Annotated in this window: 15 protein-coding genes; 7 read left to right on the top strand and 8 right to left on the bottom strand. The window is 57.8% G+C overall.

All coding sequences use genetic code 11. The features are described from left to right. Positions 1 to 17 precede the first annotated feature (17 nt). Positions 18 to 611, bottom strand: coding sequence for a YhgN family NAAT transporter (locus tag ACN28Q_RS12855; protein ID WP_165907083.1), 594 nt, complete (start codon positions 609 to 611; stop codon positions 18 to 20). A 172-nt stretch (positions 612 to 783) separates the two neighbouring features. Between ACN28Q_RS12855 and asd the strand changes: the two genes are divergently transcribed. The 6 genes from asd to glgP all read left to right on the top strand — a co-directional run bounded on the left by asd (position 784) and on the right by glgP (position 11,808). Beyond that, on the top strand, positions 784 to 1,890 hold the full coding sequence (gene asd, locus ACN28Q_RS12850) for an aspartate-semialdehyde dehydrogenase (RefSeq protein ID WP_095846699.1): 1,107 nt from the start codon (positions 784 to 786) through the stop codon (positions 1,888 to 1,890). A gap of 492 nt (positions 1,891 to 2,382) precedes the next feature. After that, the gene (glgB, locus tag ACN28Q_RS12845) at positions 2,383 to 4,569 is read left to right on the top strand and encodes a 1,4-alpha-glucan branching enzyme (RefSeq protein ID WP_095846698.1); all 2,187 of its coding nucleotides are present in this window, start codon (positions 2,383 to 2,385) and stop codon (positions 4,567 to 4,569) included. Further along, positions 4,569 to 6,548: a glycogen debranching protein GlgX gene (glgX, locus tag ACN28Q_RS12840; protein WP_095846697.1), complete on the top strand. Its 1,980-nt coding sequence runs from the start codon at positions 4,569 to 4,571 to the stop codon at positions 6,546 to 6,548. Before glgB ends, glgX begins: the two co-directional genes overlap by 1 nt. Positions 6,549 to 6,561: 13 nt before the next feature. Continuing rightward, entirely contained in the window at positions 6,562 to 7,839 is a 1,278-nt protein-coding gene (gene glgC / locus ACN28Q_RS12835; protein ID WP_095846696.1) for a glucose-1-phosphate adenylyltransferase, read from the top strand. 62 nt (positions 7,840 to 7,901) lie between these two features. Continuing rightward, positions 7,902 to 9,335 (top strand): glycogen synthase GlgA, encoded by a 1,434-nt coding sequence (gene glgA, locus ACN28Q_RS12830; protein ID WP_095846695.1) that lies wholly within the window; start codon positions 7,902 to 7,904, stop codon positions 9,333 to 9,335. 25 nt (positions 9,336 to 9,360) lie between these two features. Then, positions 9,361 to 11,808 carry a glycogen phosphorylase gene (gene glgP / locus ACN28Q_RS12825; RefSeq protein WP_095846694.1) on the top strand — a complete coding sequence of 816 codons (2,448 nt, stop codon included), beginning with the start codon at positions 9,361 to 9,363 and terminating at the stop codon, positions 11,806 to 11,808. A gap of 51 nt (positions 11,809 to 11,859) precedes the next feature. On the opposite strand, the gene glpD is transcribed toward glgP, so the two are convergent. From glpD to ulaA, 7 genes are all read right to left on the bottom strand, one after another. Further along, positions 11,860 to 13,368, bottom strand: coding sequence for a glycerol-3-phosphate dehydrogenase (gene glpD / locus ACN28Q_RS12820; protein WP_095846693.1), 1,509 nt, complete (start codon positions 13,366 to 13,368; stop codon positions 11,860 to 11,862). Positions 13,369 to 13,779: 411 nt separating this feature from the next. Continuing rightward, positions 13,780 to 14,466, bottom strand: a complete 687-nt coding sequence (locus tag ACN28Q_RS12815) for an L-ribulose-5-phosphate 4-epimerase (RefSeq protein WP_095849021.1) — start codon at positions 14,464 to 14,466, stop codon at positions 13,780 to 13,782. After that, positions 14,454 to 15,326 (bottom strand): L-ribulose-5-phosphate 3-epimerase, encoded by an 873-nt coding sequence (locus ACN28Q_RS12810; RefSeq protein WP_095846692.1) that lies wholly within the window; start codon positions 15,324 to 15,326, stop codon positions 14,454 to 14,456. The genes ACN28Q_RS12815 and ACN28Q_RS12810 overlap by 13 nt, the downstream gene beginning before the upstream one ends. Positions 15,327 to 15,335: 9 nt before the next feature. Continuing rightward, a complete protein-coding gene (locus ACN28Q_RS12805; protein ID WP_183096696.1) occupies positions 15,336 to 15,992 on the bottom strand; it encodes a 3-keto-L-gulonate-6-phosphate decarboxylase UlaD in 657 nt (218 codons plus the stop codon). Between the two features lie 14 nt (positions 15,993 to 16,006). Then, complete coding sequence (gene ulaC, locus ACN28Q_RS12800; RefSeq protein WP_095846690.1) at positions 16,007 to 16,477, bottom strand: PTS ascorbate transporter subunit IIA; 471 nt, start codon at positions 16,475 to 16,477, stop codon at positions 16,007 to 16,009. A gap of 10 nt (positions 16,478 to 16,487) precedes the next feature. Further along, positions 16,488 to 16,793 carry a PTS ascorbate transporter subunit IIB gene (gene ulaB, locus ACN28Q_RS12795; protein ID WP_095846689.1) on the bottom strand — a complete coding sequence of 102 codons (306 nt, stop codon included), beginning with the start codon at positions 16,791 to 16,793 and terminating at the stop codon, positions 16,488 to 16,490. A gap of 14 nt (positions 16,794 to 16,807) precedes the next feature. Beyond that, positions 16,808 to 18,205, bottom strand: a complete 1,398-nt coding sequence (ulaA, locus tag ACN28Q_RS12790; protein ID WP_095849022.1) for a PTS ascorbate transporter subunit IIC — start codon at positions 18,203 to 18,205, stop codon at positions 16,808 to 16,810. A gap of 376 nt (positions 18,206 to 18,581) precedes the next feature. Here ulaA and ulaG point away from each other — a divergent pair, with 376 nt between their 5' ends. Further along, positions 18,582 to 19,646 carry an L-ascorbate 6-phosphate lactonase gene (ulaG, locus tag ACN28Q_RS12785; protein WP_095846688.1) on the top strand — a complete coding sequence of 355 codons (1,065 nt, stop codon included), beginning with the start codon at positions 18,582 to 18,584 and terminating at the stop codon, positions 19,644 to 19,646. The last annotated feature ends 58 nt before the right edge of the window (positions 19,647 to 19,704 follow it).

Genomic DNA, 19,704 nt, shown 5'->3' with positions numbered 1-19,704 from the left:
GCCCATTTTCACAATCGCTATAGCTTGAGGTAGGCGCGCACCCCATCCAGAAACATTTGGGTGGAAAGCATCACCAGAATCAACCCCATCAGCCTTTCCAGGGCGCTCACGCCCTTGCTGCCCAACAAACGCAAAAACAGGTTCGACAGCAGCAGGATGGTGGCTGAAATCCCCCAGGCAATCAGCAATGCCGCCACCAGGTGTGGCAATTGGTTCGGGTACTGGTGTGAAAGCAGCATCAACGCCGCCAAAATAGAAGGCCCGGCCACCAGCGGGATCGCCAGCGGCACCAAAAAAGGCTCTTCACCGGCAGAAAGCCCGGTGCTGCTGCCCTCCTTGGTAGGAAAAATCATTTTGATGGCAATCAGGAACAAGATAATGCCGCCGGAGATCGAGACGGTTTCAGTGCGTAGATTGAGGAACGCTAAAATCTTTTCGCCGGCGAACAGGAACACCAGCATCAGCAGCAGAGCGATCAACAACTCGCGGATCAGTACCACCCGGCGGCGGCGCGGCTCCAGGTGTTTGAGCACCGACATAAAAATGGGCAGGTTGCCAAGCGGATCCATAATTAAAAACAACAGCACCGTGGCTGAAATCATCTCTGTCATGCATTACCTCAGATTGTAATTGTGGCCCCGGTGTTCCTGCCGGTACCTTGATGCCTATAAGCAAGATTGCTGATAATTCCCCGACAATCGAATAAATTCACTTTGCGCCCGTACCTACATTTTGTAAGGTGAAGGGATAACTTAGTCGTCACTTTGCAGGCAGGACAGTAATATGAAAAATGTTGGTCTCATCGGTTGGCGCGGTATGGTTGGCTCCGTGCTCATGCAACGCATGGCCCAGGAGCGTGATTTCGACGCCATCCGCCCGGTATTCTTTTCCACCTCGCAGCACGGCGCTGCCGCGCCAGCCATCGGCGGCCAGCAGCAGGGCACGCTGCAGGATGCCTATGATATTGAAGCGCTGCGTGCGCTGGATATCATTATTACCTGCCAGGGCGGCGATTATACCAACGAAATTTACCCAAAGCTGCGTGAAAGCGGCTGGCAAGGCTATTGGATCGACGCAGCATCGTCTCTGCGCATGGAAAAAGACGCGATTATCATCTTGGATCCGGTTAACCATGAGGTGATTCAACAGGGGCTGGATAAAGGCATCAAGACCTTTGTTGGCGGTAACTGTACCGTCAGCCTGATGCTGATGTCGCTGGGCGGTCTGTTCGCCAACGATCTGGTGGAGTGGGCCTCTGTCGCCACTTACCAGGCAGCCTCTGGCGGCGGTGCGCGCCACATGCGCGAACTGCTGACGCAGATGGGGATGCTGCATGCCGAAGTGGCGAAAGAGCTGCAGGATCCGGCCTCTGCCATTTTGGATATTGAACGCAAAGTCACCGAAGCGACCCGTTCCGGCAAACTGCCAACCGACAACTTTGGCGTACCGCTGGCCGGCAGCCTGATCCCATGGATCGACAAGCAGCTGGATAATGGCCAAAGCCGCGAAGAGTGGAAAGGCCAGGCGGAAACCAACAAGATTTTGAACACCACCAGCGTGATCCCGGTCGACGGCCTGTGCGTACGCGTCGGCGCCTTGCGCTGCCACAGCCAGGCATTCACCCTGAAGCTGAAAAAAGACGTTTCCCTGCCGGAAATCGAGCAACTGCTGGCGACCCATAACGACTGGGTGCGGGTGATCCCGAACGACCGCGAACTGTCGATGCGCGAACTGACGCCTGCGGCAGTCACCGGCACGCTAAACACGCCGGTTGGCCGCCTGCGCAAGCTGAATATGGGGCCACAGTACCTGTCTGCGTTTACCGTGGGCGATCAGTTGCTGTGGGGTGCGGCCGAACCGCTGCGCCGTATGCTGCGTATTCTGCTGTAACTCTGGCGCCGCCGTCAGCCTGCGGCGGGGTTTCAATCAGCCAGGCATGGTGTGGCAACGCGCTATGCCTGGCCGTAAAAACGCATTTGCTGCCAATTCCGGGCGCGCAACGTACCTGATAATTCACGGCTATCGCTATTAGCGCCATACAAACAACGGATTACCTGCTGCCCCACCCACTGTTTGGGTTTACCCACGCCCACCGTGTTTTTGCTTTCTCCCGGCGATAAAAAAATTCCTTGTGCTTACCCCCCTGTTTTTTACAGACATTGACTATGCTTACAAAACACGTTGGCCAAATTATAACCGGCGTGAAAAAGACCCATTAATAAGCAAAAAAAGCGCAATTTAGGGCGGAAATGTAAAGATTAATCAATAACCGACCGCAATCACGCTTTAGAGAGTGAATGAATTGCATGATAAACGCACAGGCAATGACTTGTGCGTTTTAGTCCCTCTTCAAGATCATGCTATTAAGCAAAGGAAGAAACTATGTCAGTACTTCCCGATCGTGACGTGATTAATCAGCTCATTTCCGGTCATTATGCCGATCCTTTCGCGCTGTTGGGCATGCATGCCACCGAGAGCGGCCTGCAGGTGCGCGCACTGTTGCCTGATGCGAACGAGGTTTGGGTGCAGGAAGCCAGTACCGGCCGCCGCCTGGTTCAGCTTAATTGTGACGATCCGCGCGGTTTTTTCAGCGCCACCATCCCACGGCGAAAAAACGCCTTTCGTTATCAATTACGGGTTAACTGGCACGATCACCAACAGATCGTGGAAGATCCTTATCGATTCGGCCCCCTATTGCAAGACATCGACAGTTGGCTGCTGGCCGAAGGCACGCATTTGCGCCCTTACGAGCGGCTGGGGGCGCACCTGACCACGCTGGACGATATTCCCGGCGTCAGCTTCGCCGTCTGGGCTCCCAACGCCCAGCGCGTTTCCGTGGTTGGCGAGTTCAACTTCTGGGATGGGCGCCGCCATCCGATGCGCCTACGCAAAGAGAACGGCATCTGGGAGCTGTTTTTGCCGGGGGTGCAAAGCGGGCAACTGTACAAATACGAAATCATCGATTGCTATGGCAATACCCAGTTAAAGGCCGATCCTTATGCGTTTGAAGCACAAATGCGGCCGGATACCGCTTCGCTGATCACCCCGCTACCTGACGTGGTGTACAACGCCCCGGAGCGCCAACTTGCCAATGGCTTCGATCGCCCAATCTCCATTTACGAGGTGCATCTCGGCTCTTGGCGCCGCCACAGCGACAACAACTTCTGGCTCAGCTACCAGGAACTGGCGGAACAGCTGATCCCTTACGCGCAGGAAATGGGCTTCACCCATATCGAACTGCTGCCGATCAACGAGCACCCGTTCGACGGCAGTTGGGGCTACCAGCCGTTGGGCATGTATGCCCCCACCCGGCGCTTCGGCTCGCCGGCGGAATTCAAGGCCTTCGTCGACGCGGCGCATGCAGCGGGGATTAACGTCATCCTCGACTGGGTGCCAGGGCACTTTCCCAGCGATGCCTACGGCCTGGCCAACTTTGACGGCACGGCGCTGTATGAATATGCCGATCCGCGGGAAGGCTTCCACCAAGACTGGAACACCCTGATTTACAACTATGGCCGCCATGAAGTGCGTAACTATCTGGCGGGGAATGCCTTTTACTGGCTGGAACGTTTTGGCATCGATGCCCTGCGGGTGGATGCGGTTGCTTCGATGATCTATCGCGATTACAGCCGGGCCGAAGGGGAATGGGTGCCAAACTGCTATGGCGGCAACGAGAACCTGGAGGCGATCGCCTTTCTGCGCTACACCAACCAGACCATCGGCCAGGCCAGGCCGGGAGCGGTCACGCTGGCGGAGGAATCCACCGACTACACCGGGGTGACGCTGCCGCCGGATGCCAACGGGCTGGGCTTCCACTACAAATGGAACCTGGGCTGGATGCACGACACGCTGGATTATATGCAGCTCGATCCGGTGTACCGCAAATATCACCACGGTAAGCTCACTTTCGGCATGCTGTATGCCTATACCGAAAACTTTGTGCTGCCGCTTTCGCACGATGAAGTGGTGCACGGCAAACGCTCGCTGCTCGATCGCATGCCGGGCGACGCCTGGCAAAAATTTGCCAACCTGCGCGCTTATTACGGCTTTATGTGGGCGCACCCCGGCAAAAAACTGTTGTTTATGGGCGGCGAGTTCGCCCAGGGCCGCGAGTGGAATTTTGACGCCAGCCTGGACTGGCACCTGCTGGAAGGTGCGGATAACTGGCACCACGGCGTGCAGCGCCTGGTGCGCGATCTCAACCACTGCTATCGCCGCCATGCGCCGCTGTATGAACGGGACTATTTCCCCGATGGATTCGAATGGCTGGTGGTCGACGATCACGAAAACTCGGTGTTCAGCTTTGCCCGCTACGATACACAGGGCAATACGCTGATCGTCATCAGCAATTTCACCCCGGTGCCGCGCTATCACTACCGCATCGGCATCGCGCAGCCGGGCGAATACCTGGAAATCCTCAATACCGATTCGCACCATTACCACGGCGGTAATATCGGCAACCAGGGCGCCGTCATCTCAGAGCCGGTCGCCAGCCACGGCCGCGCGCACTCAATCAGCGTGACTGTCCCGCCGCTGGCGACGGTTTACCTATTGCAGGGGGCGCGCTAATGGCGATGGAATCCGGCTTTGCCGCACCGCTGGGCGCACACTACGACGGCAACGGCATCAATTTTGCGCTCTATTCCGCGCACGCCGAACGGGTAGAACTGTGCCTGTTCGACAGCGCGGGGACGGAAACGCGCCTGCCGTTGCCGATGCACAGCGGCGATGTTTGGCATGGCTACCTACCGGGCGGCAAACCCGGCCAGCGTTACGGCTACCGGGTCTATGGGTCATACGATCTGGCGCAGGGCCTGCGTTTTAACCCGGCGAAGCTACTGCTGGACCCGGCGGCGCGCGCGGTGGAAGGGCCGGTGACGGACGATCCTCGCCTGCACGGCGGCTATGCGCTGCCGGATCCGCACGACAGCGCGGCGCTGGTGCCCAAATGCATCGTGATTGATGAGCCCTATGATTGGGAAGACGATCGCCCGCCCGCCACCCCGTGGGGGGAAACGGTCATTTATGAAGCCCATGTGCGCGGCCTGACCCAGCAACACCCGGCCATCCCCGCGGCACTGCGCGGCACGTTTGCCGCGCTTGGCCACCCGGCCATGATCGCCCATTTCCGCAGGCTGGGCATCACCGCGCTTGAGCTGTTGCCGGTTCAGCAACACACCACGGAACCACGGCTGCAGCGCCTTGGCCTGAGCAATTACTGGGGCTACAACGTGCTGGCGCCCTACGCGCCAGACAACCGCTTCAGCTCCCAGCGCCCCGGCATGACGCCGCTGCGTGAGCTGCGCGATGCGGTAAAAGCGCTGCATAAGGCCGGTATTGAAGTGATCCTGGACGTGGTGTTCAACCACAGCGCCGAGCTGGATCGCGACGGGCCGATGCTCTCGTTCAGCGGCATTGATAACCCGGCGTACTACTGGCTAACGCCGCAAGGGGACTATGTCAACCATACCGGCTGCGGTAATACCGTGCGCCTGGATCTGCCGGGCGGCGTGGCCTGGGTGCTGGACTGCCTGCATTTTTGGGTGCGGGAATGCCACGTTGACGGCTTTCGCTTCGATTTGGGCACGGTGCTGGGGCGCACACCGGCATTTGACCGCGATGCGCCGTTGATGCAGGCCATCCTGGCCGACGATACGCTTTCACGCTGCAAGCTGATCGCCGAGCCGTGGGACATCGGCCCCGGCGGCTACCAGGTGGGGGCGTTCCCCGGGCGCTTCGCCGAATGGAACGACCATTTTCGTGATGATATGCGGCGCTTCTGGCTATGGGGGGATGTGCCCCTTGCCCTGTTCGCCCGGCGGTTCGCCGCCTCCAGCGATCTGTTCAACCAGCGTGGGCGAGCCCCTTACGCCAGCATCAACATGCTGACCGCCCACGACGGTTTTACCCTACAGGACGTAGTGAGCTACAACCAAAAACACAACCTGCCAAACGGAGAGGAAAACCGCGACGGCAGCGAACGTAACTTTAGCCACAACCACGGCGTGGAAGGCCCGGTGGCCGATGATGCCGTGATACAACGGCGCAGAGCCAGCCAGCGGGTAATGCTGGCGACGCTGCTGCTTTCTCAGGGCACACCGATGTTGCTGGCCGGTGATGAGCATGGACATAGCCAGCAAGGCAACAACAATGCCTACTGCCAGGATAACGCCATTACCTGGCTGGATTGGGCCGCTGCCGATGATTCCCTTACCGCCTACACCGCCGCGCTGATCCGCCTGCGCCGCCAAATCCCCGCCTTGCGCGAGGATCGCTGGTGGCAGCAGGGCGACGGCAGCGTGGCCTGGCTGGATGCCAGCGGGAACCCGCTCAGCGCCCAGCAGTGGGAACACGGTGAAAGGCAACTGCAGATCCGGCTGTCGCAACGCTGGTTGGTGGTGATCAACGCCACCGCGCTGGCGGTGCAGATGACGTTACCTGAAGGCGATTGGCGCATTGTGGCCCCTTTTAATCAGGAAGACTCGCGGGCGGCTTTACCCGCCTGGCGCCAGGCCGCGCACTCGCTTTGCGTGCTGGCAAAGCAATAATAAGGAGTCCGCTATGGTTAGGTTTGAAAATAACGACCCCCTGATGTTGGCACGCCAACTACCGATTAAATCCGTCGCGCTTATCCTGGCCGGTGGCCGCGGTTCGCGTTTGAAAAATTTAACTTCAAACCGCGCCAAGCCTGCCGTTCACTTTGGCGGCAAGTTCCGCATCATCGATTTTGCCTTATCCAACTGCCTAAACTCCGGCATTCGCCGGATCGGCGTGATCACCCAATATCAATCCCATACTCTGGTGCAGCATATTCAGCGCGGCTGGTCGTTTCTGAATGAAGAAATGAACGAGTTTGTCGACCTGCTCCCCGCCCAACAGCGCCTGAGCACCGAGCATTGGTACAAGGGAACCGCCGACGCGGTTTATCAGAACCTGGATATCATCCGCCGCTATAACGCGGAATATGTGGTCATCCTGGCCGGCGATCACATCTATAAAATGGATTATTCGCGCATGTTGATCGACCACGTGGAAAAAGGTGCCCTGTGTACCGTGGCCTGCATTCCGGTGCCGCGCGGCGAAGCGTCTGAGTTCGGCGTGATGAGCGTCGATGACCAAGGGCGCATCATGGCGTTTCTGGAAAAACCGGCCGATCCGCCGGCCATGCCGGACAACCCCGATATGGCGCTGGCCAGCATGGGGATTTACATTTTTGACGCCGAATATCTGTTCCAACTGCTGGAAGAAGATATGTCAGTGCTGTCGTCCAGCCACGACTTCGGCAAAGACCTGATCCCGAAAATCACCGCCCAGCAGGCCGCCTGGGCGCACCCTTTCACGCTGTCCTGCGTAACCAGCAACCCCGACCTGCCGCCGTACTGGCGGGACGTGGGCACGCTGGACGCCTATTGGCGTGCCAATCTGGATCTGGCTTCGGTGACCCCGGAGCTGGATATGTACGATCGCGCCTGGCCCATCCGCACGCATATGGAGCCCCTGCCGCCGGCCAAGTTTGTGCAGGATCGCTCCGGCAGCCACGGCATGACCATGAACTCGCTGGTTTCCGGCGGCTGCATCGTCTCGGGTTCCGTGGTGGTGCACTCGGTGCTGTTCCCGCGCGTGCGGGTGAACTCTTTTTGCCATATTGATTCGGCGATATTGCTCCCCGACGTGAACGTGGGCCGCTCTTGCCGCCTGCGGCGCTGCGTTATCGATCGGGCCTGCCAGATCCCGGAAGGGATGGTGATAGGCGAGAACGCCGACGAAGACAGCAAACGCTTTTACCGCTCCGAAGGCGGGATTGTGCTGGTAACGCGCGACATGTTGTCGAAATTGTAGGGAAAGCCCGCTGCTCCCCTATATCTCTCTCAAAGGAATTAAGCCGAATTTCAGGAGTGATAATGCAGGTATTACACGTATGCTCTGAGATGTTCCCCCTGCTGAAAACAGGAGGGCTTGCAGACGTTGTAGGGGCATTGCCGGCAGCGGAAATTGCCGAGGGTGCTGATGTCCGGGTGCTGTTGCCGGGCTTTACCGACGTCTTCAAAGGTATCCCCGACACGGCGATGGTGGCCGAGATTGACTCGTTTGCCGGCCGCGTCGGGCTGCGTTACGGCGTTTATCAGGGGGTTGGCGTTTACCTGATTGATGCCCCCTGGCTGTACGATCGCCCAGGCAGCCCGTATCACGATCAGTCAATGTACGCCTATGCCGATAACCACCTGCGCTTCGCGCTGCTGGGCTGGATGGCCTGCGAGCTGGCCAAGGGGCTGGATCGCTACTGGCGGCCGGAGTTGGTGCATGCGCACGACTGGCATGCGGGCCTGGCCTGCGCCTATCTGGCGGCCAACGGCTACCCGGCGCGCGCGATTTTCACCGTGCATAACCTGGCTTATCAGGGGCTGTTCTCCGCCCACCACGTGAGCGAACTGTGGTTGCCGCCGGCGTTTTACAACGTCTACGGCCTGGAGTTCCACGGCCAAATGTCCTACCTGAAGGCCGGTTTGTTCTATGCTGACCATATTACCGCCGTCAGCCCGACCTATGCCCGCGAGATCACCCGGCCGGAGTTTGGCTACGGGATGGAAGGGTTATTGCAGGAACGGCATCGGCAGGGGCGGCTGAGCGGCATCCTCAACGGCGTGGATGAAAAAATTTGGGATCCGGCGCATGACGTGCGCCTGAGCGCCCGCTATGACGCCGACAATCTGAAAGAAAAGGCCAGAAACAAGGTGTACCTGCAACGGGCCATGGGGCTGAAGGCGGACGAATCGCTGCCGGTATTCGCTGTGGTCAGCCGGCTCACCAGCCAGAAAGGGTTGGATCTGGTGCTGGAAGCCCTGCCCGCGCTGCTGGATCAGGGGGGGCAGTTGGTGCTGCTCGGTGCCGGGGATGCGGTGCTACAGCAGGCCTTTCTGGCGGCAGCGGCCGATTACCCCGAGCAGGTGGGGGTGCAGATTGGTTATCACGAGGCGTTTTCGCATCGCATCATCGGCGGCGCGGACGTGATCATGGTGCCAAGCCGTTTTGAGCCCTGTGGGCTGACCCAGCTCTACGGGCTGAAATACGGCACGCTGCCGTTGGTGCGCCGCACCGGCGGCCTGGCGGATACGGTGGTTGACTGCGCGCTGGAAAACCTGGCCGACGGCACCGCCAGTGGGTTTGTGTTTGATGATAGTGACGCCAAAGCGCTGGGGAATGCTATCCGGCGCGCCATGGTGCTGTGGAGCCGGCAGAAACACTGGCGCCATGTGCAACGCTACGCCATGGGGCTGGACTTTGGCTGGCACGTTGCGGCCAAGGCGTATCTGTCGCTTTATCAACGCTTGTTGTAATCACGCTACATGGGATCTCACAGCTATGACTTCACCGTTTAGTTACACCTCACCCACGGTCAGTGTGGAAGCGCTGAAACATTCCATCGCCTATAAACTGATGTTTATTGTCGGCAAGGACCCGGCCATTGCCACTAAGCACGATTGGCTGAACGCCACGCTGTTTGCGGTGCGCGATCGTATGGTGGAGCGCTGGTTGCGCTCCAGCCGCGCCCAGCTGTCGCAGGATGTGCGGCAGGTCTATTACCTGTCGATGGAGTTCCTGATTGGCCGGACGCTATCGAACGCGCTGCTGTCGATGGGGATTTATCACGACATCGATAAAGCGCTCAATGATATGGGGCTGGATCTGAGCGAACTGCTGGAGGAAGAGAACGATCCCGGTCTTGGCAACGGCGGGCTGGGGCGCCTGGCCGCCTGTTTCCTGGATTCACTGGCGACGCTGGCGCTGCCGGGCTGCGGTTACGGCATCCGTTATGAATACGGCATGTTCAAGCAGAATATTGTTAACGGCCAGCAGATGGAATCGCCGGATTACTGGCTGGAATACGGCAACCCATGGGAATTCCCGCGCCATAACACCCGCTACAAAGTGCGCTTTGGCGGCCGTATTCAGCAGGAGGGGCTGAAAACCCGCTGGCTGGAGACCGAAGAAGTCTTGGCGATTGCTTATGACCAGGTGATACCCGGCTTTGATACCGCCGCCACCAACACGCTGCGGTTGTGGAGCGCGCAAGCGAGTAATGAAATCAACCTGGGTAAGTTTAACCAGGGGGATTATTTTGCGGCGGTTGAGGATAAAAACCACTCGGAGAACGTGTCACGCGTGCTCTACCCAGACGATTCCACCTATTCCGGCCGCGAGCTGCGCCTGCGCCAGGAGTATTTTCTGGTGTCGGCCACGGTGCAGGATATCCTCAACCGCCACTGGTGGATGCATAAAAGCTTCGACAACCTGGCCGACAAAATCGCCATTCACCTGAATGATACGCACCCGGTATTGTCGATCCCCGAGCTGATGCGGCTATTGATTGATGAGCACAAATACAGTTGGCAAGACGCCTGGGCGGTAACGGCGCAAGTCTTCTCCTATACCAACCACACATTGATGAGCGAAGCGCTGGAAACCTGGCCGGTGGACATGCTGGGCAAGATCCTGCCGCGCCATCTGCAACTGATCTTCGAGATCAACGATCACTTTCTGAAGCACGTGCAGGAACTGGTGCCCGGCGATAACGAGCTGCTGGCGCGGGTTTCCATCATTGACGAGGCCCACGGCCGGCAGGTGCGTATGGCCTGGCTGGCGGTGGTGGCCAGCCATAAGGTGAACGGGGTTTCCGCGCTGCACTCCGAACTGATGGTGCAATCGCTGTTTGCCGATTTCGCCCGTATCTTCCCCACGCGCTTTTGTAATAAGACTAACGGGGTCACGCCGCGCCGCTGGCTGGGGCTGGCTAACCCACCGCTTTCCACGGTGCTGGACGATGCCATCGGCCAGCACTGGCGTACCAACCTGAGCCAACTGAGCGAAATCAAAGCGAACGTGGATTACCCCAGCTTTCTGCAGTTGATCCACGATGCCAAGCAGCAAAACAAACGGCGGCTGGCGATTTGGATCGCCCGCAACCTTAACGTGGTGCTCAACCCGGACGCGCTGTTCGACGTGCAGATCAAGCGCATTCACGAGTACAAACGGCAGTTACTCAACGTGCTGCACGTGATCACCCGCTATAATCGCCTGCTGCAGGATCCGGATGCCGAAAGCGTGCCGCGCGTGGTGATTTTCGCCGGCAAAGCAGCTTCCGCTTACTATGCGGCAAAACAGATCATCCGCTTGATCAACGACGTGGCGCAGGTGATCAACAACGATCCGCGCATGCACGATCATCTCAAGGTGGTGTTTATCCCCAACTACAGCGTTAGCCTGGCGCAGTTGATCATCCCGGCGGCGGATCTTTCCGAACAGATATCGTTGGCCGGCACCGAAGCCTCCGGCACCAGTAATATGAAGTTCGCGCTCAACGGTGCGCTGACCATCGGCACGCTGGACGGCGCCAACGTGGAAATGCTGGAACACGTGGGCGAAGACAACATCTTTATTTTCGGCAATACCGCTGAGCAAGTGGAGGCGCTGCGGGCGAACGGCTATAACCCGCGCAGCTATTACGAGCAGGATGCCGAATTGCACCAGGCGCTGACGCAGATTGCCACCGGCACGTTCAGCCCGGGCGAGCCAAACCGCTATAGCAACCTGTTTGATTCACTGGTGAATTTGGGCGATCACTACCAGTTGCTGGCAGATTACCGCAGCTATGTGGACATGCAGGATCGGGTGGATGAGGTCTACAGCAACCAGGATGACTGGACGCGGCGTACAGTGCTGAACATCGCCAATATGGGGTATTTCTCTTCCGATCGCACCATTCAGGAGTACGCGGACGAAATCTGGCACATCGAGCCGATCAAGCTGTAATGCCGGGGCAGGCCACAGGGGCGGTTGCCCCTGTGGTGTTAGCGCGCGGGCTTACGAGGCCAACGACAGCGTTTTCGGTTTACTGTGCTGGGCCAGCCATTCTTTAACGCGCGCCTGCTGCGCTTCGTCCAGCCACATGCCCAGTTTGGTGCGGCGCCAGATAGCATCGTCGAGTTCCACCACCCACTCTTTCGCCACCAGATAGCGCAGCTCCGCCTCATACAGCCCGTGGCCAAACGCTTCACCCAGATCGGCCAGGCCGTTGGCGCCGGCCAGGATCTGTTCGCTGTGGCTACCGTAGGTGCGCGCATAGCGGCGGGCCAGCGCCTCCGGCAGCCAGCCGTGCTTGCGGCGCAGTTTGGCGGCATAGCTGTCACGATCGCCGCCGATATCGCTGCCGGGCAGGGCGCCGTTTTTAGTCCAGGCCGGGCCGGCTTTCGGGTAGTAGCGCGCCAGTTTTTCCAACGCGTGCTCCGCCAGCTTGCGGTAGGTGGTGAGCTTGCCGCCGAACACCGACAGCAACGGCGCCTTGCCCTGATCGTCATGCACATCCAGCGTGTAATCGCGGGTGATGGCCTGCGGCGAATCCGATTCGTCATCGCACAGCGGGCGCACGCCGGAATAAGTCCAGACGATATCATTACGGCCCAGTTGCTTCTTGAAGTGATCGTTGTAGACCTTCAGCAGGTAGTCGATTTCGCTATCGTCAATCTTCACGTCTTTGGGATCGCCGTGATATTCCACATCCGTGGTGCCGATGATGGAGAATTCATCCAGCCACGGGATGACGAACACAATGCGGTGGTCTTCATTCTGCAGGATATACGCCTGCGGCTGGTTATGCGCCTTCGGCACCACGATGTGGCTGCCCTTGATCAGGCGGATACCGTAAGGCGATTTCAACTGCAGGCCATCGTCGAAGAAGTGTTTGACCCACGGGCCGGTGGCGTTGACCAGACCTTTGGCGCGCCAGCTGAGAGTTTTGCCACTGTCGACGTCCGTGGCTTCGACCACCCATACGCCGTCTTCACGCCAGGCGCGGGTAACCCTGGTGCGGGTGCGCACTTCGCCGCCGCGTTCGACCACTTCCTGCGCGTTCAACACCACCAGGCGCGCATCATCAACCCAGCAGTCGGAATATTCGAAACCGCGCGTTAACGAAGGTTTTAACACCGAGTCAGAGCCAAAGCGCAAGCCCTTGCTGCCCGGCAGGCTGGTGCGTTTGCCCAGATGGTCGTACAGGAACAGCCCGGTGCGGATCATCCACGCCGGGCGCAAATGCGGCTGGTGCGGCAGACGGAAACGCATGGGAAAAGCAATGTGCGGCGCCAGTTTCAACAGCACCTCGCGCTCGGCCAGCGCCTCGCTGACCAGGCGGAATTCGTAGTGTTCCAGATAACGCAGGCCACCGTGAATCAGTTTGGAACTGGCGGAAGACGTAGCGCAGGCCAAGTCTTGCGCTTCCAGTAGCAGTACGGACAGCCCGCGGCCGGCAGCATCCGCCGCGATGCCGGCACCGTTAATGCCACCACCGATAACGATCAAGTCTTTGGTTTCCACGTCGATTCCCTCCAAATGTTCGAAATAGCTCTAACATGTTCGTTTTCGCTCATGATTGTAATCAAAAACCAACAAACAAGCCAAGAGTTAACCAAACAAAAACATTTATGCGTGATAGAGGTAACAGTTTGGTGATGATTACACGACGAATTGCGTATTTTTGCCGTATCGTCATCCTCGCAAAACAGTTTGAGCACAGGCGATTCATAACCCGCTTTTTTTATATGGGCATTTTGGGGAAATGGAGCACGGGGGTTGAAGCCATTGAAGGCGCCGAACGGCGGATTAGCCTATGCGCAGTGACACAGTGAGGGCAGCCGCGCAGCGGCCGCCTGATATGGCGCAGGCTGCAGCGCCACAGAAAACCCGGGTATTATCGCCATTATCAGCGGCGAAACCTCCCCTGATAAATTACCCCTGCCCATAATAAGCACCGGGGCCATGCTTACGGCTAAAATGCTTTTCCATCAGGTGCTCATCGATAGGCCGAATATCCCGGTTAATACCACAGCTAATCCATGCCATCTTTGCCACCTCCTCCATGACGACCGCATTGTGCACCGCTTCCTCCGGCGTTTTCCCCCAGCAGAACGGCCCGTGCTGATATACCACAATCCCCGGCGTATGCAGCGGCTCGTGATCGGCCAAGGTTTCAACAATCACTAATCCGGTATGATGCTCATACGCCTGCGCCACCTCACCGGCCGACAGCCCGCGAGTGCAGGGAATATCCCCGGCAAAATAATCCGCATGGGTGGTGCCAAGCGCCGGAATCGGCTTGCCGGCCTGCGCCCAGGCGGTTGCATGCGTGGAATGGGTGTGCACAATGCCGCCCAGTTGCGGATACTGCTGGTACAACACCAAATGCGTGGGCGTATCCGATGAGGGGCGCAGCGCCCCTTCCACCACCTCGCCGGCCATATTAACCACCACCATATCCGCAGGCTGTAACTCGGCATAAGGGACGCCGCTGGGTTTAATCACCACCCATTGGCGCGCCCGATCGATACCGCTGACGTTGCCCCAGGTATAGGTCACCAGCCCATGCGCCGGCAGCGCCATATTGGCGGCGAATACCTGCTGTTTTAATTGCTCCAGCATGATCCTGCTCCTATCGTTAGCCCGGCGCGGCGCATCTGCGCCACCACCCAGGCGCGCGCCGCGCTGACCTCACTAACTGGATCGGCGGCGGTTTCACTCCACATTTCAATCAAATACGGGCCGCAGTAACCGCTGTTCAACAACGTTTCAAAGCACGCGTCAAACTCAACCACCCCATCACCAAACGGCACGTTCTTAAACTGGCCCGGCCGGGTATCCTTAACGTGTACCGCCACGATATGCCCACGCCCCGCCGCCAGCTCCATCTGCACGTCGTTATCCCAGGCAGACAGGTTGCCAATATCCGGGTAGAGCTGGAACCACGGGTTATTCAGATAATGGGCATAGCCCAACGCCTTGCTGATTGAATTCATCAGCGGATAATCCATGATCTCCATTGCCAGCATCACCTGCGCGCGGCTGGCCATTTCCACCGCTTGCGCCAACCCGGCACGGAACCGGGCACGGGTATCCCCGTTGCTCTGCTGGTAATAAACATCGTAGCCCGCCAGTTGGATCAACCGGATACCGGTATCCTGCGCCAGTTGGATGGCCTTTTGCATGATCGACAGCCCCTGCGCCCGCACGCCGTCGTCTTCGCTGCCCAACGGGAAGCGCCGATGCGCGCTCAGGCACATTGAAGGCACCCGGACGCCGGAAACCAATACGGCATCCACCAGCGCCAGGCGCTGTTCGCGGCTCCAGTCCAGCCTAGCCAGGCGTTCATCACTTTCGTCGATCGACATTTCAACAAAATCGAACCCCAGTTCACGCGCCAACTGCAGGCGCGCCAGCCAGTCTTCCCCCTGCGGCAGGGCTTTTTCATAGATGCCGAGCGAAACGGCTTTTTGCAACATGCTGGCTCCCTAACCCCACAGTTGGGCAATGGTATGTTTAAATTGCCGCGCCGCTTCCACCGGATTAGCCGCATCGCGAATGCTGCGCCCGGCAATAAAAACGTGGATGGGGATACCCTTGAACAAGGGCAGATCTTCCAGCGACAGACCGCCGGTAACCGTCACCCTGAACCCCATTTCGGCTAGGCGACGGACGGTGGCGATATCCGCCTCGCCCCATGCCACGCCGGCAGCCTGTGCATCACGGCTGCGGTGGTACACGACCTGCTGTATTCCGGCCGCGCGCCATTCCTGCGCCTGCTCCCAGGTCCAGAACCCCGTCAGTTCGATCTGCACGTCGCCGTTAAACTCCCGCGCCACGCCCAGCGCACCTTTCACCGTGTTAATATCCGCACAGCAAATAACGGTCACCCAATCGGCATTGGCTTCAAAACACATGCGCGCCAGAATTTTCCCGGCATCGGCAATCTTGGCATCGGCCAGCACGATCCGATCCGGATACAGCGCTTTCAATTCGCGCACCGCCCGTACCCCTTCCGCCACGCACAGGATGGTGCCGACCTCGATAATATCCACTTCACCCGCAATCAGGCGGGTCGTTTGAAAGGCATCGCTCAGCGCGAGATTGTCCAACGCCACCTGCAACATTGGTAATGGGTTTGCCATCGTATTTCTCCTGATTAACGCACTGCGGCCGCAGACGTTTGGTTGATTAAATCCAGTACCTGCTGCGCGGTGCGGCAGGCGCGCAGGCGATCAAAATTGGCTTCATCCTCAAACAGAGTGACCACTTGCATAATGCCCACCTCCTGATGCACCTGGGCATCCACGGCGGCCAACGTGATCAGGATGTCGATCGGATCGTTTTCCGCATCGCCAAAACACACCGGCGTTTTCAGCGTCACCAATGCAAACCCGGTTTTCAGCACGCCCTCCTCCGGGCGGCCATGCGGCATCGCCAGGCCCGGCGCCAGCACAAAGTAGGGGCCGTGCTGGGCGACGCCGTCCATAATGGCCTGAAAATAACGCGGTTCCACCACGCCGGCCGCGACCAGCAAATCAACGCCCAGCCGCACCGCCTGCCGCCAATCCGCGGCTTCGGCCTGCAGGAGAATGGCGTTGTTTTGCGCCAATGAATCGCTCAATTTCATGACTGCCCCCTTATTTGATGTCGTGCGGGAAATGCGCGCCAATCACCGCCATCAGTTTCGGACCGAAATCCGCGGCGGACAGCATATTGCGCACCCCGACGACATACTTATTGCCGCTGACGACAATCTCATTCGCCACATGGGTTGACGCGATGATGATATCGGCGCCATTCAGTTCGGCTTTGTATTCCCCCACCGCACAGCTGTTTACCGAGTGATCCACACCCTGCTGGGTAAGGAACTGGTCGACCTTCATTTTCATGATCATGGAACTGCCCTGCCCGCAACCGCATACCGCCAGAATTCGTACCGTCATGATGTGCCCTCCAGTTAATGAGATGCCGATTCAATGTGTTGTTTTTCTGCGTTTTCTTCCATGCGCAACGTGCGCCCGGCGAAGAACATGTACAGCAGTGCGATAACGATCACCACGCCCATAAACCACAGGCCAAAGTACAAGCCCTGCATCAGCGGTGGCGCCAGAATCGACCAGTCCGCCATCCCCATCCAGGCGCTTAACCCGGTCAGCTTGACGGCCCAGACGCAGCCGAAGATTTCAACCATGCCCATCACCAGGCAGATCTTCAGCGCCGCGCGCCAGCCGCCAAAATGGTTGGCGAACACGCCGATGGTGGCGTTGGAGAAGAACATCGGGATAAAGCCGGGAATGATCATGATGGAAGAGCCGATACCGAGCAGAATGCCGACGGCGAGCAGTTGGCCGATGGTGCCCCACATAAAGCCCCAGACCACCGCGTTCGGTGCAAAGCTGTAAATGGCCGCGCAGTCAATCGCCAGCACGGCGCCGGGGATCAGGCGCTGCGAGATACCGTTGAAGGCTTCGGTCAACTCGGCGACGAACATGCGCACGCCCTGCACAATGATGAAGATCGCCACCGCGAACATCAGGCCGGTTTGCAGGATGTAAATGGTCCAATGGGTTTGCCCGGCCATCTGCTGCAACGTGTTCAGGCCGAATGAGCACAGGATGACGCCGAAGAATACCGTCATGACAATGGCGGTGGAGACGATGTTATCGTGGAAAATATTCAGCCATCCCGGCAGCTTCAGATCCTCTACGCTCTCTTCTTTCTTGCCCAGATAAGGCGCGGCCTTATAGGCCAGCCACGACGCGAACTGCTGCTGGTGGCCAATCGAGAACCCGCTGTTTTCCGTCACCGCCTGGGTGGGTTTGAACATCATGTTGGAGGTAATGCCCCAGTACAGTGAAGCAATCAGCGCACTGCACAGCACCGTGGTCCACATGCCGTAGCCCATGATGTAGAAGAACACGGCGATCAGCCCCACCTGCTGGAACATGATGTGGCCGGTCAACATGATGGTGCGAATACCGGTAATGCGCCGCAGCAGCACATAAAGGATATTGAGCGCCAACGCCAGCAACACCGCATAGCCAACCCAACTATAAGCCCCTTCCATCCGTTCGATGGTCGCCATCATTGATGAATAGGTGTCAGAGATCGCGCCGTTGATGCCATACACTTGCGATAGCTTCGCGACGACGGGTTTAAACGTGCTGGTGAGAATGCCGGAACCGGCCTGCAACAGCATGAAGCCGATAATGGTTTTGATGGTGCCTTTGATGATGACCGCCGCGCTTTTGCGCAGCAGGATATAGCCCAGCAGGGTGACCAACCCCAGCAGTAACGGGGCATTCGTCATCACTTGATTAAAAAAAACGGTGAAAATGGTGTAAAGGATTTCCATACGGTTCTCCAGGTAACGTTGGCCCGCATGCTGCGCTCTGGAAAACCCGCCGGCACAGTAACGCAGGAACCCCATCACCATATCAATCACCAAGAATCACCAAAAGATCACAAATGATTATTTGTGAACAACCTCTCAAGTTATAAATCAATCCCATAGTAATTCAATGCACTAGCGTAAAAACCGCGATTATTCATTGAATTTATTATGATGAAATAAAAACGCAGCATACTAAACACACTTTACCCCTCCCCCATCGGCCACATTCCCCCCATTGCCAGCCTCATAAAACGGTGCTAGATTCAGTCAAAATAAATCATTTAATGATTACATGTGATTATTAAACTAACCTAACCCCGATGATGAGGACTGAATCATGAGTAAAGTAGCCGCAATCACACGTGAATCCTGGATACTGAATACCTTTCCGGAATGGGGGACCTGGCTCAATGAGGAAATAGAACAAACGCAGGTCGCTCCAGGCACCTTCAGCATGTGGTGGCTGGGATGCACCGGCATTTGGTTAAAATCGGAGGAAGGCGCCAACCTGTGCGTCGATTTTTGGTGCGGCACCGGGAAACAGAGCCATGGGAACCCATTGATGAAAACCGGCCACCAGATGCAACGCATGGCCGGAGTGAAAAAGCTGCAGCCGAACCTGCGCACCACGCCGTTTGTTCTTGATCCTTTCGCGATTAAACAGATCGATGCGGTATTGGCCACCCATGACCATAACGACCATATTGACGTCAACGTCGCCGCCGCCGTGCTGCAAAACTGTGCGGATACGGTGCCTTTCATCGGGCCGCAGAGCTGCGTGGATATTTGGATTGGTTGGGGGGTTCCACGCGAACGCTGCACCGTTGTCAAACCCGGCGATGTGATAAAAATCAAGGATGTGGAAATCCATGCGATGGACGCCTTCGATCGCACCGCGTTGATTACGTTGCCACCGGAGCAAAAGGCTGCGGGCGTGTTGCCGGATGGCATGGATCAGCGTGCGGTCAATTACCTGTTTAAAACGCCGGGCGGCAATCTCTACCACAGCGGTGACTCACACTATTCCAACTACTACGCCAAACACGGCAATGAGCACCACATTGACGTGGCCTTAGGCTCCTACGGTGAAAACCCGCGCGGTATCACCGATAAAATGACCAGCGCCGATATCCTGAGGATGGCGGAGTCGCTGAATGCCAAGGTAGTGATCCCGTTCCACCATGATATCTGGTCAAATTTCCAGGCCGACCCACAAGAGATCCGCATGCTGTGGGAAATGAAAAAAGATCGGTTGAAATACGGCTTCAAGCCGTTTATCTGGCAGGTTGGCGGCAAATTTACCTGGCCACAGGACAAAGACAATTTGGAATATCACTACCCGCGCGGTTTTGACGATTGCTTTACCCTTGAACCGGATTTACCGTTCAAATCCTTCCTGTAGCCGGTATAGGGGCAGCGCGCAACGCTATTATGCGCACTTTTGAACAGATATGATTCAA

Origin of the sequence: Gibbsiella quercinecans, from assembly GCF_002291425.1 — a bacterium.
In the GTDB taxonomy this organism is placed as follows: domain Bacteria; phylum Pseudomonadota; class Gammaproteobacteria; order Enterobacterales; family Enterobacteriaceae; genus Gibbsiella; species Gibbsiella quercinecans.
The sequence above is the reverse complement of the archived record's forward strand: the minus strand, read 5'-3'. Positions and strand labels throughout refer to the sequence as shown.

Excerpts from the sequence above, each read along its gene's own strand:
- ACN28Q_RS12855 (WP_165907083.1), bottom strand. The coding sequence starts at position 611 with ATGACAGAGATGATTTCAGCCACGGTGCTGTTGTTTTTAATTATGGAT.
- asd (WP_095846699.1), top strand. The coding sequence starts at position 784 with ATGAAAAATGTTGGTCTCATCGGTTGGCGCGGTATGGTTGGCTCCGTG.
- glgB (WP_095846698.1), top strand. The coding sequence starts at position 2,383 with ATGTCAGTACTTCCCGATCGTGACGTGATTAATCAGCTCATTTCCGGT.
- glgX (WP_095846697.1), top strand. The coding sequence starts at position 4,569 with ATGGCGATGGAATCCGGCTTTGCCGCACCGCTGGGCGCACACTACGAC.
- glgC (WP_095846696.1), top strand. The coding sequence starts at position 6,562 with ATGGTTAGGTTTGAAAATAACGACCCCCTGATGTTGGCACGCCAACTA.
- glgA (WP_095846695.1), top strand. The coding sequence starts at position 7,902 with ATGCAGGTATTACACGTATGCTCTGAGATGTTCCCCCTGCTGAAAACA.
- glgP (WP_095846694.1), top strand. The coding sequence starts at position 9,361 with ATGACTTCACCGTTTAGTTACACCTCACCCACGGTCAGTGTGGAAGCG.
- ACN28Q_RS12810 (WP_095846692.1), bottom strand. The coding sequence starts at position 15,326 with ATGTTGCAAAAAGCCGTTTCGCTCGGCATCTATGAAAAAGCCCTGCCG.
- ACN28Q_RS12805 (WP_183096696.1), bottom strand. The coding sequence starts at position 15,992 with ATGGCAAACCCATTACCAATGTTGCAGGTGGCGTTGGACAATCTCGCG.
- ulaC (WP_095846690.1), bottom strand. The coding sequence starts at position 16,477 with ATGAAATTGAGCGATTCATTGGCGCAAAACAACGCCATTCTCCTGCAG.
- ulaB (WP_095846689.1), bottom strand. The coding sequence starts at position 16,793 with ATGACGGTACGAATTCTGGCGGTATGCGGTTGCGGGCAGGGCAGTTCC.
- ulaA (WP_095849022.1), bottom strand. The coding sequence starts at position 18,205 with ATGGAAATCCTTTACACCATTTTCACCGTTTTTTTTAATCAAGTGATG.
- ulaG (WP_095846688.1), top strand. The coding sequence starts at position 18,582 with ATGAGTAAAGTAGCCGCAATCACACGTGAATCCTGGATACTGAATACC.